The sequence below is a fragment of the Lutibacter sp. genome (assembly GCF_013139515.1).
Classification (GTDB): domain Bacteria; phylum Bacteroidota; class Bacteroidia; order Flavobacteriales; family Flavobacteriaceae; genus Lutibacter.
The window spans coordinates 20,052-35,690 of record NZ_WTAR01000137.1 but is presented as its reverse complement, the minus strand read 5'-3'; the positions used below and the strand labels follow the sequence as shown (position 1 = coordinate 35,690).

Genomic DNA, 15,639 nt, shown 5'->3' with positions numbered 1-15,639 from the left:
AGAAAATACTGGCGTCTGCTCCTTTTTCAATTAAAGCTAAACGTTCTTTGTTTCTTGTTGAATAGTGCAGGAAAAAAATTCCGAAAATGATGATAAACAATGAGATAAATACTACTTCTGGCATATTATTTAATTTAAGTTATTAATTTGTTTCATTTGGTATGACGATGAATTGTTTGAATCGGTTACAAAAAAAATAAAATTAATTTAAATGTATTAAATTGTAACCACTTTAGTTGAACTGTCGTCATATAATCAAAATGAACACCAAACCAGACGAGTACTATATAGATCAAACCTTAAATGGTAACGTTAATGCTTTTGCTTTTTTAGTAGAAAAGTATAAGCATATGGTGTATACGCTTGCAATAAGAATTGTTAAAGACAGAGAAGAAGCTGAAGAAGTTTCGCAAGATGCTTTTGTAAAAGCGTTTAAAAACCTTGATAAATTTAAGGGTGATTCAAAATTTTCAACTTGGGTTTATAAGATTGCTTATTATGCGAGTTTAGATGTTGTTAAAAGAAATAAAAGGTTTGCATACTCTGAAAACATTGATGATTTAAATGACAGTGATTTAGGAAAAGTACAAGATGCATTAACATATATACATGAAAAGGAACGGAAAAAAATAATTAATGATGCGCTGTTGAAATTAAATGAAGATGAGCGTACTATTTTAACATTGTATTATTTTGAAGAATTGCCAGTAAAAGAAATTTCAAAAGTTGTAAACTTATCGGTAGATAATATTAAAACAAAATTATTTAGATCTCGAAAAAAATTAGCAACAGTTTTAAAACATGTAATTGAACCAAGAACCGTAGATTTAATATGAAAGCAGATAAAAACATAGAAAACTTCACAAAATATATTATTAATGAAGCAGCGATTGAGTCTCCATCTTCTGATTTTCTTAATAAAGTAATGGATTCAGTGAAAATAGAAAGTGAATTGTCATTATCTAAAAAGTATCAGCCATTAATTTCTAAAAAAGTGTGGGTATTAATTGCCGTAGCTTTTATAACATTAAGTATTTTTCTTTTAACAGGAAGTACAGAGAATTATGATTTAATATCAAAAGTAGATTTTTCTCTTTTAGATAAATTGCCTTCAATTAATATATTTGATACTATTTCATCAGTTAATATATTTAAGAATATTCATTTTTCTAACACTTTTACATTCAGTTTTATATTCTTTTCTATTCTAGTATTTGTACAATTGTTTGTGATTAAAAATTATATAAACAAAGAAATTAGTTAACATAAACTACGTATTTTAATTTGGCGCTAATACATTAAATGGGTAATAAGGAATATTTCTAAGTATCCAATAAATGAGTATTATAATTAATATAAGAATTGGTGTTTTAGAGTGGTATATATAATTATAATAGCTTTTTTTGAAAATGATATTTATACTTTTTATTGTTAAGTGATATACTATTACTAACAAACCAAAGAAATACAATACATTTTGTTGTAATACACCAATAAAATTTAATTGTAAAAGTTGATGCGTAGCGCGCTGACTTCCACAACCTGGGCAATAAACACCTGTAGTTACATACAAAGGACATTTGGGTAGAAAATCTACTTCACTCGGGTTAACAAAAAAATATAGAATTGCTATACTTATTCCAAGTAAAATGAACCCTATGTTTTTAATTTTCATTTAGAGTTTTTTAGTTTCTTCAAAGAAATACTAAAGAAAACGATTGTCCAAAATATTATATTGAATTTTTTATGATATTAAAAATAAAATGAATTTCTCCAGCTATTTGTTTACTTGCTTCCAAATATTTTTCAGATTGATATAACGTGTTATCATAACTTTTTGGATCATTAAAAGGTAAATGAAAACGCTGAACAGCATCAGGAATAAAAGGACAGTTTTCATCAGCATTAGTACAAGTAGTTATTGCAATATATGGGTTTTTGTTGTGCTCGTGATCGTATAGTTTGGAAAACCCAATTATTGGATTTGTACAATTTTTATAGCTTATTAAATATTCTGGGTTTTGATGAGAAAATTCTAACAATTGAAACTTAAAACCAACTTCCTGTAATGTTTTAACTGTATTTCTAAAAAATGAAGTGACTGCAGTTCCGCCTGAGAAATTTTCAATATTATTAATTTTAAAATAATTAGAAGCATAATTACTCCAAATCTGTGCTAATTGACTTCTTCTACTGTTATGTGTACAAATATAATTTAGGTGAACGTTTTTATGTTGTTTTAATTCGTTTACAATACATGTGGCAATTGATTCTAATAAGATTATCCTTTTTTTATCAATTTGTAAATCGCTAAGTGCATCAATAAAAAAATTTTCAGTATTCGTTGAAACAGTTTGTACCATAGGTTTTCTTTTTTGCGAAAATATTGTTTTAACTTTGTATAAGTATTGCTACAAAATTAAGTAATAGTTAAGAATTTTTTCTTAACAGTAGTTAATTTTCGGTAAAAATTTTAAAATTGATAATATTTCATAAAAAAATAGATTAAATGACATTTAAAATAGGTGATAATGTAGCTGTATTGGATGATATTATTAAAGGTAAAGTAATTAAAGTTTTTACAAATAAAATTGTAATTGAAACTGAAGATGGTTTTCCTTTTGATTTTTTGCCTAAAGAATTAGTTGTTATTAAAGAAAGCCAACGAGAATTATCTAAATTTAGCGATATTTCTAATGAAAGTTTGTTAGAAAAAATAAATCATACTTCTTCTAAAAAAAATATTCCAAAATTTAAAACGGCTAATTTAAATGACAAAAGGCCTCCAATGGAAGTTGATTTACATATCCATCATTTAACGAAATCAACACGAGGAATGGATAATTATGACATGTTAAATTTACAAATAAATGAAGCAAAGTTTAAGCTAGAATTTGCCATAAAAAATAAAATTTCAAAAGTTGTTTTTATACATGGTGTTGGACAGGGTGTATTAAAAACAGAATTGGCTTACTTATTTAATAATTACCACGTAAAATGGTACGAGGCTTCTTTTCAAAAATATGGATTGGGAGCAACTGAAGTTTATATTTATAAAAACGCTAAAGGTTCATAGTGAAGATTCCAAAATCTAAATTTTCAAAGAAAATACGTTCACTATTTTCATTAAATAATAACTCTGAAAGGGTGATGGTATATGAGTAACCAGTAATTACATCATTAGTAATAATTTCATTTGTAATAACAGTAATTATCCCACTTTCAGCATTTAGTTCTTTTATAACTTTGGGTGTTGAAGGAGGAATATTTTGACAAAAATAATTAGAACTAATTCCTTCTTCAAAAATTCTATAAGTTGCTTCTAATGAAGATGAAATATTATATTGCTCTTCACCTACAACTCCTGCAATTTCTGTTGTACTTAAAGTTAAAACTAAAACTTCAGTACTATTGCTATTTTTAATATGTAAAATATATTCTCCACAACTATTTACAGTATCAGTAAATTGAAATACTGGAACATCAAAATCTCCATCGTTACAAGATAAAAGTGAGAATGCTAAAAAAAGGATAATTAATTTCTTCATTTAAATAAAATTTTCAAGACAAAAATAAGAGTTTTAAGTAATTCAACGTTAAATGAAACCAACTATTTTAATTACTTTTGCTTTTAATGAAAAATATATATTTAGATAACGCAGCTACAACTCCAATTTTACCCGAAGTAATTGATGTAATTTGTACATCAATGGCTAGTTTTTATGGCAATCCATCTTCAACACATCAGGTTGGTAGAAAGTCTAAATCTTTAGTTGAAACTGCACGAAAAAATATAGCTAAACAATTTAACGCAGCTTCAAATGAAATTATTTTTACCGCAGGCGGAAGTGAAGCAGACAATTTAATTTTAAGAAACGCAATTACAAATTTAGGTGTAACCACTATTATTTCATCAAAAATTGAACATCACGCTGTTTTACATACTATTGAGCAATTACAAAATGAATTTAAAATTAAAGTTTGTTGGGTTAATTTAGATGAAGATGGAGGTATTAATTATCAACATTTAGAAGAATTACTTCAACAAACTAACGAGAAGAAATTAGTGAGTTTAATGTATGTAAATAATGAAATTGGAAATTTGCTAGATTTGAAAAAAGTAGCTGATTTATGTATAACAAATAAGGCTTTATTTCATTCAGATTCTGTTCAAGGCATTGGACATTTTAAAATAGATGTTATTGAAACTCCCATTGATTTTTTTGTAGCTAGTGCGCATAAATTTCACGGGCCAAAAGGCGTTGGTTTTGCATACATAAAAAAGGGGTTTGGTATTTATCCAATTTTGCATGGAGGCGAGCAGGAGAGAGGAGCCAGAGCTGGAACTGAGAATATTCACAGCATTTTAGGAATGGAAAAAGCATTGGAAATTGCTTGTGCTAATTTGAAAGAAGAAGCGGCATATATTCAAAAAATTAAAAGTTATTTTATAAGTGAACTAAAAAGTAATTTTGAAGGTATTGAATTTAATGGCTTTTCTGATGATGAAACTAAAAGTAGTTATATTATTTTAAATGTACGTTTGCCAAAAGAATATGCAATGTTGCTTTTTAATTTAGACTTAAAAGGAATTTCGGTTTCTGGAGGTAGCGCTTGTCAGAGTGGAAGCAATAAAGGTTCTCATGTTTTAAATACAATTTTACCTGAAATTGAAGCAGCTAAAACCTCGGTTCGCTTTTCGTTTAGCAAATTCAATACTATTGAAGAAATTGATTACATAATTATAAACTTAAAAAAATTGATTGATTAATGTTAAATTATCCATTAAAATTTACACCAATATTAAAAGATAAAATTTGGGGAGGAGATAAACTAGTTGCAAATTTCAATAAAAAATCAAGCCTAAAAAATGTTGGCGAAAGTTGGGAAATTTCAGATGTTGAAGGAAATAATTCTACTGTTGCTAACGGAATATTAAAAAATACTTCATTAAAAACCTTATTAGAAACGTATAAATCAGATTTAATTGGGAAAAATAACTACGCAAATTTCGGAAATAATTTTCCATTATTAATTAAATTTATTGATGCAAAACAAGATTTATCTGTTCAAGTTCACCCAGATAATGAGTTATCAAAAAAGCGCCATAATTCATTTGGAAAAACTGAAATGTGGTATATTATGCAGGCTGAAGAAAATGCAAGATTGATTTTAGGTTTTAAAGAAACAATTACACCAAAACAATATGTGTCTCTTTTAGAAGATAAAAATATACTATCAGTTTTAAATGATGTATATGTAAAAAATGGCGATGCTTTTTTTATTGAAACAGGAACTGTACATGCAATTGGTGCAGGTGTAGTGTTGGCAGAAATTCAGCAAACATCTGATATTACGTACAGAATTTATGATTTTGATAGAACTGATGATGAAGGTAATGAGCGTGAGTTGCATACAGAATTGGCAGTTGATGCATTAAATTTTAGTGATAAAATTGATACTGAAAGAAGTTATAGTAAAGAGTCAAATACGTTAAATAATGTAGTAAATTGCAGCTACTTTAAAACCAATTTTATACCAGTTTCAGGTAAAGTTGAACTTGATTATTCTAAAACCGATTCGTTTGTAATTTTTATGTGTGTTGAAGGCAGTGCAGCGATTACTATTTTTAACACAACAGAAACAATTCAATTTGGAGAAACAGTATTAATTCCTGCGATAGCAGAAACGGTAATTATAAGCTCAGAAAATTGTAAATTGTTAGAAGTTACAGTTTAAATTACATTCACTTCAATATCCAAATCAATAGCAAAGGTTTCTTTCACTTTTTGTTGAATTTTTTGTGCCAATTTGTAAATTTCTTTACCCGTAGCGTTCCCATAATTGACTAAAACAAGTGCTTGTTTGCTATGGACGCCAGCATCACCAAAACGTTTGCCTTTAAAACCACATTGTTCAATTAACCAACCGGTTGGTATTTTCACTTCGGTTTCAGAAATAATATAATGTGGAATTTCAGGATATTTTTGTTGTAAAAGTTGAAAGGATTTATTTGCAATTATAGGGTTTTTAAAAAAACTACCACTATTTCCAATTTCTTCAGGATTAGGGAGTTTACTTTCTCTAATTGCAATTATAGCATTAGAGATTTCTTTAATTGTGGGTTGCTCTTTGTTTGTAAGTAGTTCTTGAATTGCTCCGTAAGAAGTAGTGGTTTTATGATTGGTTTTTGTTAATTTAAAAGTAACATTTGTAATAATATATTTTTCTTTCAGTTCATTTTTAAATACGGAATTACGATACCCAAATTTACAATCTTCATTGGTAAATATGCTAGTTTTTCCAGTTTCAATTTCTAGCGCTTCTAGTTGATGAAAAGTATCTTTAATTTCAACACCGTAAGCACCAATATTTTGAATTGGAGAAGTACCAACATTTCCAGGTATTAAGGATAAATTTTCTAAACCACCATAGTTTTGTGAGATACACCAAATTACAAATTCGTGCCAGTTTTCACCAGCTTCAGCAGTTACAAACACAGACTCCTTTTCAGTATCGTTTACAATTACTCCTTTTAAATTTAAGTGTACTACTAGTTTTTCAATATTTGAAGTTAGCAGCATGTTACTGCCACCTCCTAATAGAAAAACATCTTTTTTAGCAGTAATAACCTCTTTTAATTCTTGAATAGAATTTACAGAAACAAAACGTTTGGCAATTGCATCAATACCAAACGTATTGTACTGTTTTAGAGATATGTTTTCTTGAATTTTCAATTATATTTTGTTGTATTCAGAAATTGCGGATTTTAAAATTTTAACAGATGAAATTAAGTCTTCCTTTTTTAAAACGTAGGCAATTCGTATTTGTTTTGTTCCAAAGCCTTTAGATGAATAAAATCCTGCAGCAGGAGCAACCATAACGGTTTGGCTATTCAAATTAAAATCTTCTAATAACCATTGTGCAAATTTATCAGCATTATCAACAGGTAATTCTACAACACAGTAAAAAGCACCTTTAGGTGATGCAACTTTAACACCTTCAATGCTACTTAATTCACTTATTAAAACATCTCTTCTGGACTTGTATTCAACAGTAACTTCATCAAAATAAGATTGTGGTGTTTCTAAAGCAGCCTCACTTGCAATAAGTGCCAATGTTGGAGGGCATAAACGAGCTTGTGCAAATTTAAGTGCAGTGTTAAGTACCTCTTTATTTTTTGAAATTAAACAGCCAATACGTGCACCGCACATACTGTAACGTTTGGATACAGAGTCAATTATAATTGCATTTTCTTCCAGTCCGAAATTATGTAAAACAGACTGATGTTTAGCGTCATCATCATAAATAAATTCTCTATAAACTTCATCAGCAATTAAAAATAAATCATGTTTTTTTACAATCTCAGCAAGTTTTTCAATTTCTTCTTTTGAATATAAATATCCGGTTGGGTTTCCAGGATTGCAAATTAAAATTGCTTTTGTTTTTGAAGTAATTAATTTTTCAAAATCTGAAATTGAAGGCAATGCAAAATTATCTTCTATTTTTGAAATTACAGGAACAATTTGAACTCCAGACGCAGTTGAAAAACCGTTATAATTTGCGTAAAAAGGTTCAGGAATAATTATTTCATCACCTGGATCACAAATACTTCCCATAGCAAATAACAATGCTTCAGAACCTCCTGTTGTTACCACAATTTCATTAGCAGTAATATTAATTTTATGTTGTACATAATAATTTGCTAGTTTTTGACGGTATTTTTCTGAGCCTTCAGAACGGCCGTAAGCAAGCACTTCAATTGTATTATTTTTTATTGCTTCAAGCGCAACATCGGGTGTTTTTATATCTGGCTGACCAATATTTAAATGAAAAACTTCAATGCCTTTCTTTTTTGCATTTTCGGCATAAGGAACCAATTTTCTAATCGGTGATTCCGGCATATTTATTCCTTTAGTTGAGATACTTGGCATATTTATAAGTGTTATTAAAATTTATGAAACAAAATTGCGAAATAAATTTTAAAATTCGTAGCTTTTAACTGAATTTGTTAAAGGTTAAAGTTTTCATAAAAATTGTGTGTTCATTAGCTGTTTTTGTAGTTTACTTAAAATTAATAATTTAAAGTGTGTTGATTCAAAAAAATAGAACTGTTTATTGGTTTTTTATGCTACTTTTTTTCTTTAAAATAAGTATGGCTCAGGGGGAATTTAATCTTATTAATAAAGCTGAAAAACAAACCATTTCATTTGAACTAATTAATAATTTAGTTGTTTTTCCTATTGAAGTAAATGGGAAAAAGTTAAACTTTATATTAGATTCTGGAGTTGGTACAACTATCTTATTTAACATTAATAATAAAGATTCTCTACAGTTAAATAATGTCAAAAAAATTAAATTAAGAGGATTGGGGAGTGAAGATGCTATTGACGCTATTTTATCTAGAGGGAATAGATTTCAATTTAAAAATATTTTAAGCACTAACGAGAATTTATATGTTGTTTTTGATGATAGTTTTGATCTGTCTTCAAAACTTGGAATTACTATTCATGGAATTATTGGTCATGAAATTTTTAAAGATTTTGTTGTTAAAATTAATTATGGATTAAGGAAAATATCATTTTATAATTCTGAAGGCTATATTCATAATAATTGTAAAAAATGTGAAACTTTTAATTTAAGTTTTCATAATTTAAAACCATATATAAATGTTGGTGTAAAATTGGCTCCAGCTTCAGAAAAAATTACGCCTGTTAAATTACTGATAGATTCTGGAGGTAGTGATGCTATGTGGCTATTTGAGAATACACATCCTGATATTTTACCTCCAAAAAAGTTTTTTATAGATTTTTTAGGTGAAGGTTTAAGCGGTGTAATTTATGGAAAAAGAACTATTATAAAAGGGATTGTATTAGGGAAATTTGAATTGAAAAACCCTACAGTTTCATTTCCAGATTCGTTATCTATTGTTCATGCTCTTAAATTTAAAGAGCGAAACGGAAGTATTGGAGCAAATATATTAAAGCGTTTTACTGTTACATTTGATTATAGAAAAGGTAAAATTACTTTAAAAAAAGGAAGTACTTTTAAAGAACCTTTTAGGTACAATATGAGTGGTATAGAGTTAGTGTATAATGGTAAATTACTTGTGAAAGAACATGATTATGCAAGTGTTGGTTTATCAAGTAATCAGGAAAGTACACAACAAAACAGAATAACTTTGGATTATAATTATAAATATAGTTTTAAACCAACCTATAAAATTTTTAAAGTGAGAAAAGGTTCTCCTGCAGAAGAAGTTGGTTTACAAGTAAATGATATTGTTATAAAAATTAATGGGCAGTATACTTACAATTTAAAACTAGATGAGATAGTTGAAAAATTTTATCAGAAAGAAAACAAAAAAATAAATTTAGTTGTTGAAAGAGGAGGACAAAATTACCAATACCAATTTCAATTAAAAAATATGTTGAAATAAAAAAGCCTTCAAAATTTTGAAGGCCTTTTGTATGTATATTTGTTAGTTCCTAATTTACAGACATTGTAGGTTTTGCTTTTTCAACAGTAGATTCAGGTTTAATTACAATTCCTTTAATTCGTAGCCTTTTTATAGGTTCAGAAGCATTAGAATTTACTGTAATCATTTTTGAAAAACCACCAGGTCTGTTTGTAGCATATTTCACTTCAATTTCACCAGTATCACCAGGCATAATTGGTTCGGTTGGCTTTTTCGGCACAGTACATCCGCAGCTAGATTTAATATTCGTAATTACTAAAGGAGATTTTCCTGTATTTTTAAATTTAAAAACACGTACTCCATTAGCATTTAAATCAATTTTTCCATAATCAATAACTTCTGTTTCAAATTCAAAAGCAGGTGCGTTTGGGTCTTGAACAGGATCAGTTGTAGTCTTTTCTTGTGCATTAATTGTAAATGCTAAAAAACCAATAAATAAAAGGGTTAAAATTTTTCTCATAATTATCTTGTTTAAAGTGTAAAGTTAGTTAATTTTTTATGCTTTCAAAACATTTTGTGTTATCTCTTATAATTGTACATTTGCAAACTATATTACAAATATTAGACCACAAATGAGTTTAGCAACAAAATACAATCCTCAAGACATTGAGAATAAATGGTATGATTACTGGATGAAAAATAATTATTTTCATTCAACTCCTAATGAAAAAGAACCATATACAATTGTAATTCCACCACCAAATGTGACAGGTGTTTTACATATGGGGCATATGTTGAATAATACAATTCAAGATGTATTAATAAGAAGAGCTAGACTAAAAGGGTTCAATGCGTGTTGGGTTCCTGGTACAGACCACGCTTCTATTGCTACTGAAGCTAAAGTTGTTGCTAAGTTAAAGGAACAGGGAATTGAAAAATCTGATTTAACACGTGATGAGTTTTTAAAACATGCTTGGGATTGGACTGATGAACACGGTGGTATAATTTTAGAGCAATTAAAAAAATTGGGAGCTTCTTGCGATTGGGAGCGTACTAAGTTTACAATGGATACTGATTTAAGTGAAGCTGTAAATAAAGTTTTTGTAGAACTGTATAATAAAGGCTTAATTTACCGTGGCTATAGAATGGTAAATTGGGATCCAGCTGCAAAAACTACGTTGTCTGACGAAGAAGTTATTTTTGAAGAAAAACAAGGAAATTTATATTACTTAAATTATAAAATTGAAGGAAGTAATGAAGTATTAACAATAGCAACTACACGTCCTGAAACTATTTTAGGTGATACTGCTATTTGTATCAACCCAAATGATGAGCGTTTTACACATTTAAAAGGTAAAAAAGCAATTGTTCCTATTGTTGGAAGAGTAATTCCTATTATTGAAGATGAATATGTTGACATTGAGTTTGGTACAGGGTGTTTAAAAGTAACACCAGCACACGATCAAAACGATAAAACTTTAGGAGAAAAACATAAACTTGAAGTTATTGATATTTTTAATGATGATGCTACTTTAAATTCCTTCGGATTGCATTATGAAGGAAAAGATAGATTTGTTGTTCGTAAAGAAATTACAAAAGAATTAGAAAATTTAGGTTGTTTGGTGAAAATTGAGCAGCATATGCATAAAGTTGGAACTTCAGAAAGAACTAAGGAAGTTATTGAGCCTAAAATTTCAGCGCAATGGTTTTTAAAAATGGATACCATTGTAAAACCAGCTTTAAAAGCTGTTTTAGAAGATGAAGAAATTCACTTTTTTCCAAAACATTATAATAGCACTTACCGTCATTGGTTAGAAAATATTAGAGATTGGAATATCTCTCGTCAACTTTGGTGGGGTCATCAAATACCAGCATACTTTTATGGAGATGGAGTGAACGATTTTGTGATTGCTTCAACAATTGAAGAAGCAACAAAATTGGCTTCAGAAAAATTAGGAAAGGAATTGACTATTTCTGATTTAACACAAGATCCTGATGCTTTAGATACTTGGTTTTCATCATGGTTATGGCCAATTTCAGTTTTTGACGGAATTAGAAATCCTGATAATAAAGAAATTGAATATTATTACCCAACAAACGATTTAGTTACCGGACCAGATATTATTTTCTTTTGGGTGGCTCGTATGATTTTTGCTGGGTACGAATTTAGAAATGAGAAACCATTTGCCAACGTTTATTTCACAGGTATTGTGAGAGACGGTAAAGGTAGAAAAATGTCAAAATCATTAGGAAATTCGCCTGATCCAATTGAGTTAATGGAGAAATATGGTGCAGATGGTGTGCGTGTAGGAATGTTATTGTGTTCAGCTGCTGGGAATGATTTATTATTTGATGAAGAATTATGTGCACAAGGTCGTAATTTCTCTAATAAAATTTGGAATGCTTACCGTTTAGTAAAAGGGTGGGAAATTGATGCAACACTTCAACAACCACAATCTGCTAAAATAGCTATTGAATGGTATCAAGCTAAATTTCAGCAAACATTACAAGATTTAGAGAAATCATTTGAGCAATATCGAATTAGTGAAGCTTTAATGAGCATTTATAAATTAGTTTGGGACGATTTTTCTTCGTGGTTTTTAGAAATGGTAAAGCCAGGGTATCAACAACCAATTGATGAAAAAACATACAATGCCGTAATTAGATTTTTTGAAGATAATTTAAAAATATTGCATCCGTATATGCCATTTATTTCAGAAGAAATTTGGCAAGATATTGCAGAAAGAACAACAGAGGAAGCTTTAGTAATTGCAAATTATCCTGAAATAGTTAAAGTTAATGAACCTTTAATAAGCAATTTTAAATTTGCTTCAGAAGTAATTTCAGCGATTAGAAATGTTCGAAAAGATAAAAATATTGCTTTTAAAAATCAAATAGAATGTTCGGTTTTAAATAACGAAAACTCAACAAAAGATTTTGATGCTGTAATTGAAAAATTAGGAAATTTATCTTCATTAGAATATGTAACTGAAAAGGTTGAAGGAGCTTTAAGTTTTAGAGTAAAATCTAATGAATATTTTATCCCAATGACTTCAGATGTTAATGTTGAAGAAGAAAAAGCAAAGTTAGAGGAGGAATTAAAATACACTGAAGGGTTTTTGAAATCTGTTCAAAAGAAATTAAGTAATGAGCGTTTTGTAAATAATGCTCCTGAGCAAGTAATTAAAATTGAAAGACAAAAAGAAGCTGATGCAATTGCAAAAGTAGAAACATTAAAGGCAAGTTTAGTAAATTTATAAAATAGTAATATTGCTATGGCTGGTGATATTATTTAGAAAAGGGATTTTAATTTATTAGAATCCCTTTTTGTTTTTAATACAAATAGTTAGCTTACTTGCTCACCATTTTTTAAACTTGTTTTTGAGGATTGCAGAAGAACTATTTCTTTTTTATTATTTTCAATCCCAAGAACCAAGCATTCACTTATAAAATTTGCAATTTGTTTTTCTTTAAAATTAATAATAGCAATTATTTGTTTGTTTAGTAATTCTTTTTTAGTGTATAAACCGGTAATTTGTGCACTAGATTTCTTTCTACCCAACAACCCAAAATCTATTAAAAGTTGATATGCAGCTTTATGTGATTTTGGAAAATCATTTACTTCAATAATTGTCCCATTTCTAATATCTACTTTGCTAAAATCTTCAAAAGTAATTGTTGGCTTCATTAAATTATTTTCTTAATAATTTTTCAAAAACCCAAGCCGGACCAATTAATAAAAATTGTAAGTCTTTAAAAAAAGATGGTTTTTTTCCTTCTAATTTATGTCCGTAAAATTGTCCAATCCAAGCAATTACAAAAATACCCAATGATGTATAAAATAAAGGAGCAATGTTTGATAAAAAGTAGTTTCCAATTAAACAAACAATTGAAAAAGTCATCATTCTAACAAATGTTGAAAATGATAATTTTAAATAAAACAGTAGCAATAATAAAACTACAGGTGCTGCCCAATTTTCAAGAAACGGATTATTTATATTTATTGTGTTTATAATAAGGTTATTTGGAATACTCATAAGCATTCCTATAATACTAAAATAAATTGCAGGTACGCAAATATAATGGATACTTTGGTTTGTTTTATTTTGATGACTAATGGCATACTCATCAAACCATTGTTGTAAAGTTCTCATATTTTTAGTTTTTACTTGGTTGTTTTTTTAATTTTTCAATATGTTTTTTTGCTCTAGAATTACCAGAATCTAGCGTCAGTGATTTTTTGTAATTTGTAATGGCTTGTATTGTGTCTCCGCTTTTCATAAAAGCTTCAGCTAAACTATCATAAACATTGGCGCTTTTTGGGTGTAACGCAACATTAATTTTAAAAATATCTATAGCTTCTTGGTAGTTTTTATCTCGTAATTTACTGTAACCTAATGAGTTGAAATTATTTTCATTTATAGTGCTATCTAAGGAATCTTTTTTTTGTATTGCTAAATAGCCTTCTACAGCTTTATGAAATTCATTGTTTTTTAAATATTCACTGGGTATATTTTCATTATCCTTAAGTTTAACATAATTAAATATTGGAGCTATATTCTCATCTTTTTGAACTAATACTATATAGTCTTTGTTATTTGATGGATTGTTTAAAAATTGAATTTTTTCATTCATTTCCTTAACAAAAAAAGTAGTTTCATTTACCTTTAAAGGTTTTATGTTTTTGGCACCTCTCCATTTCATAAATAGTTCATTTTCATTGAAATAAATTGTTATTACCTCATCTGAATTGTATAAATATCTCCCCGAAACTTTTTTTATAAATTCAGGTGTATTTGTGTTATTTGTGCAATTAAAAAAAATGAAGGAACATATAATAAATGTAAAATATTTAAATTTCATAGGTGTAGTTGTAGTTTTAAAATGTTTAATTGAGCTATTAACTCAAATGTACAAAAAAAGCATTGATTTTAAAATCAATGCTTTTTTAAATAAGTATGTTGTATTCGTTTATTTTACGTTCACAAGTTCTACATCAAAAATAAGTGTAGCATCTGGAGGAATAACACCACCAGCACCTTGACTTCCGTAAGCTAAATTTGAAGGGATTGCAAATCGTGCTTTATCTCCAACTTTTAATAATTGAATTCCTTCATCCCAACCTCTAATAACTTGTCCTATTCCCAATGTAAAATCTATTGGTTGTTTACGTGGGTAAGATGAATCAAAAACTGAACCATCTAATAACTGACCTTTATAGTGTACAGAAACCATTTTCCCTTTTTCAGCTTTTACACCATTTCCTTCTTGTAAAATCTTATAACGTAAACCGCTTGGAGTTTCATCATAACCAGCAGCAATTTTATCCATTTGTTCTTTTTGTTCAGCTTTGGCTTCAGCTTCTCTTTTTTCTCTTGAGCCTTCAAAAATTCTAAAAGCTTCAACTGCATTAAATTTTTCAGCTTGTTCACCAACTCTAACTATTTCAATAGATTCTAAAATATCATCTTGTGCAATAGCATCAACAACTTCTTTTCCTTCAACTACATTTCCAAATACAGTATGTTTATTGTCTAACCAAGGAGTTGCAACATGTGTTATAAAAAATTGACTTCCGTTTGAAGCAGGACCTGAGTTTGCCATAGATAAAATTCCAGGAACATTGTGTTTTAATTCTGGGTGAAATTCATCATCAAAACTATAACCTGGTGAGCCAGTTCCAGTTCCTTGTGGGCAACCACCTTGAATCATAAAATCAGCAATTACTCTATGAAATTTTAATCCATTATAATAAGGTGTTCCCTGTGGTTTAGAATTATTTTCTAAATTTCCTTCAGCTAAAGCAACAAAGTTCCCAACTGTTCCAGGAGTTTTTTTAAACTCTAAGTTTACTAATATTTCACCTTTTGAGGTGTTAAATTTTGCGTATAATCCGTTATCCATATTCTTAATTTTTAAAGAGTTGCAAAGATACATGCTTTCATTTGAAATAAAAATTGAATGGTTATTTATTCAAATTTTTAGTTTTATAAACAGAAAAATCCACTTTTTTAAGTGGATTTTTCTGTTTATAAATTTAAAATGGTATTTTAAACTTCAGCTAAAACAGTTGTTTCAGTTGTAATTGTTTGTTCCATTTTTTGTGCGTCACTAGTTAAACCACAACCTTCTTTTGTTGACTTACATGAGGTAAATGCAATAGAAAATATTGTTAAAAACAGGGTGTTTACGGCTAATTTTTTCATTTTATTGTGGGCTTA

The 15,639-nt window shown here is 28.4% G+C and carries 18 protein-coding genes; 7 read left to right on the top strand and 11 right to left on the bottom strand.

Translation table 11 applies throughout. The features are described from left to right. The first annotated feature begins 260 nt into the window (after positions 1–260). Together GQ540_RS12220 and GQ540_RS12215 are read left to right on the top strand one after the other, a co-directional pair. A complete protein-coding gene (locus GQ540_RS12220; RefSeq protein WP_291801488.1) occupies positions 261–836 on the top strand; it encodes a sigma-70 family RNA polymerase sigma factor in 576 nt (191 codons plus the stop codon). Then, entirely contained in the window at positions 833–1,264 is a 432-nt protein-coding gene (locus GQ540_RS12215; protein ID WP_291801485.1) for a hypothetical protein, read from the top strand. The genes GQ540_RS12220 and GQ540_RS12215 overlap by 4 nt, the downstream gene beginning before the upstream one ends. A 15-nt stretch (positions 1,265–1,279) precedes the next feature. Here the strand turns inward: GQ540_RS12215 and GQ540_RS12210 are convergent, their stop codons facing one another. Together GQ540_RS12210 and GQ540_RS12205 are read right to left on the bottom strand one after the other, a co-directional pair. Further along, the gene (locus tag GQ540_RS12210) at positions 1,280–1,675 is read right to left on the bottom strand and encodes a DUF2752 domain-containing protein (RefSeq protein ID WP_291801481.1); all 396 of its coding nucleotides are present in this window, start codon (positions 1,673–1,675) and stop codon (positions 1,280–1,282) included. Positions 1,676–1,730: 55 nt separating this feature from the next. Continuing rightward, the gene (locus tag GQ540_RS12205; protein WP_291801478.1) at positions 1,731–2,363 is read right to left on the bottom strand and encodes a hypothetical protein; all 633 of its coding nucleotides are present in this window, start codon (positions 2,361–2,363) and stop codon (positions 1,731–1,733) included. A 146-nt stretch (positions 2,364–2,509) separates the two neighbouring features. Between GQ540_RS12205 and GQ540_RS12200 the strand changes: the two genes are divergently transcribed. Next, positions 2,510–3,076: a DNA mismatch repair protein MutS gene (locus tag GQ540_RS12200; RefSeq protein ID WP_291801475.1), complete on the top strand. Its 567-nt coding sequence runs from the start codon at positions 2,510–2,512 to the stop codon at positions 3,074–3,076. On the opposite strand, the gene GQ540_RS12195 is transcribed toward GQ540_RS12200, so the two are convergent. Beyond that, complete coding sequence (locus GQ540_RS12195; protein WP_291801473.1) at positions 3,063–3,548, bottom strand: hypothetical protein; 486 nt, start codon at positions 3,546–3,548, stop codon at positions 3,063–3,065. The genes GQ540_RS12200 and GQ540_RS12195 overlap by 14 nt on opposite strands. A gap of 86 nt (positions 3,549–3,634) precedes the next feature. Between GQ540_RS12195 and GQ540_RS12190 the strand changes: the two genes are divergently transcribed. After that, positions 3,635–4,771 carry a cysteine desulfurase family protein gene (locus GQ540_RS12190; RefSeq protein ID WP_291801470.1) on the top strand — a complete coding sequence of 379 codons (1,137 nt, stop codon included), beginning with the start codon at positions 3,635–3,637 and terminating at the stop codon, positions 4,769–4,771. Continuing rightward, entirely contained in the window at positions 4,771–5,739 is a 969-nt protein-coding gene (locus tag GQ540_RS12185; protein WP_291801468.1) for a type I phosphomannose isomerase catalytic subunit, read from the top strand. The genes GQ540_RS12190 and GQ540_RS12185 overlap by 1 nt, the downstream gene beginning before the upstream one ends. Here the strand turns inward: GQ540_RS12185 and murB are convergent. Both murB and GQ540_RS12175 read right to left on the bottom strand, forming a co-directional pair. Continuing rightward, positions 5,736–6,737 carry a UDP-N-acetylmuramate dehydrogenase gene (murB, locus tag GQ540_RS12180; RefSeq protein WP_291801465.1) on the bottom strand — a complete coding sequence of 334 codons (1,002 nt, stop codon included), beginning with the start codon at positions 6,735–6,737 and terminating at the stop codon, positions 5,736–5,738. The two genes, GQ540_RS12185 and murB, sit on opposite strands and share 4 nt — an antisense overlap. Beyond that, the gene (locus GQ540_RS12175) at positions 6,738–7,934 is read right to left on the bottom strand and encodes a pyridoxal phosphate-dependent aminotransferase (RefSeq protein ID WP_291801463.1); all 1,197 of its coding nucleotides are present in this window, start codon (positions 7,932–7,934) and stop codon (positions 6,738–6,740) included. 221 nt (positions 7,935–8,155) lie between these two features. Between GQ540_RS12175 and GQ540_RS12170 the strand changes: the two genes are divergently transcribed. Continuing rightward, positions 8,156–9,439 carry a PDZ domain-containing protein gene (locus GQ540_RS12170; protein ID WP_291801460.1) on the top strand — a complete coding sequence of 428 codons (1,284 nt, stop codon included), beginning with the start codon at positions 8,156–8,158 and terminating at the stop codon, positions 9,437–9,439. 49 nt (positions 9,440–9,488) lie between these two features. Here the strand turns inward: GQ540_RS12170 and GQ540_RS12165 are convergent, their stop codons facing one another. Then, entirely contained in the window at positions 9,489–9,938 is a 450-nt protein-coding gene (locus GQ540_RS12165; protein WP_291801458.1) for a DUF1573 domain-containing protein, read from the bottom strand. A 112-nt stretch (positions 9,939–10,050) separates the two neighbouring features. On the opposite strand from GQ540_RS12165, the gene GQ540_RS12160 reads away from it, so the two are divergent. Next, positions 10,051–12,678, top strand: a complete 2,628-nt coding sequence (locus GQ540_RS12160; RefSeq protein ID WP_291801455.1) for a valine--tRNA ligase — start codon at positions 10,051–10,053, stop codon at positions 12,676–12,678. Between the two features lie 86 nt (positions 12,679–12,764). On the opposite strand, the gene GQ540_RS12155 is transcribed toward GQ540_RS12160, so the two are convergent. The 5 genes from GQ540_RS12155 to GQ540_RS12135 form a co-directional block, all read right to left on the bottom strand. Further along, on the bottom strand, positions 12,765–13,106 hold the full coding sequence (locus tag GQ540_RS12155; RefSeq protein WP_291801453.1) for a tRNA-binding protein: 342 nt from the start codon (positions 13,104–13,106) through the stop codon (positions 12,765–12,767). A 4-nt stretch (positions 13,107–13,110) separates the two neighbouring features. After that, entirely contained in the window at positions 13,111–13,572 is a 462-nt protein-coding gene (locus tag GQ540_RS12150; protein WP_291801451.1) for a DUF962 domain-containing protein, read from the bottom strand. A 4-nt stretch (positions 13,573–13,576) separates the two neighbouring features. Then, positions 13,577–14,122 (bottom strand): lipopolysaccharide assembly protein LapB, encoded by a 546-nt coding sequence (locus GQ540_RS12145; RefSeq protein ID WP_291801447.1) that lies wholly within the window; start codon positions 14,120–14,122, stop codon positions 13,577–13,579. Positions 14,123–14,389: 267 nt separating this feature from the next. After that, positions 14,390–15,322 (bottom strand): peptidylprolyl isomerase, encoded by a 933-nt coding sequence (locus tag GQ540_RS12140; protein WP_291801445.1) that lies wholly within the window; start codon positions 15,320–15,322, stop codon positions 14,390–14,392. 146 nt (positions 15,323–15,468) lie between these two features. Then, a complete protein-coding gene (locus GQ540_RS12135; RefSeq protein ID WP_291801442.1) occupies positions 15,469–15,624 on the bottom strand; it encodes a hypothetical protein in 156 nt (51 codons plus the stop codon). Positions 15,625–15,639 lie beyond the last annotated feature (15 nt).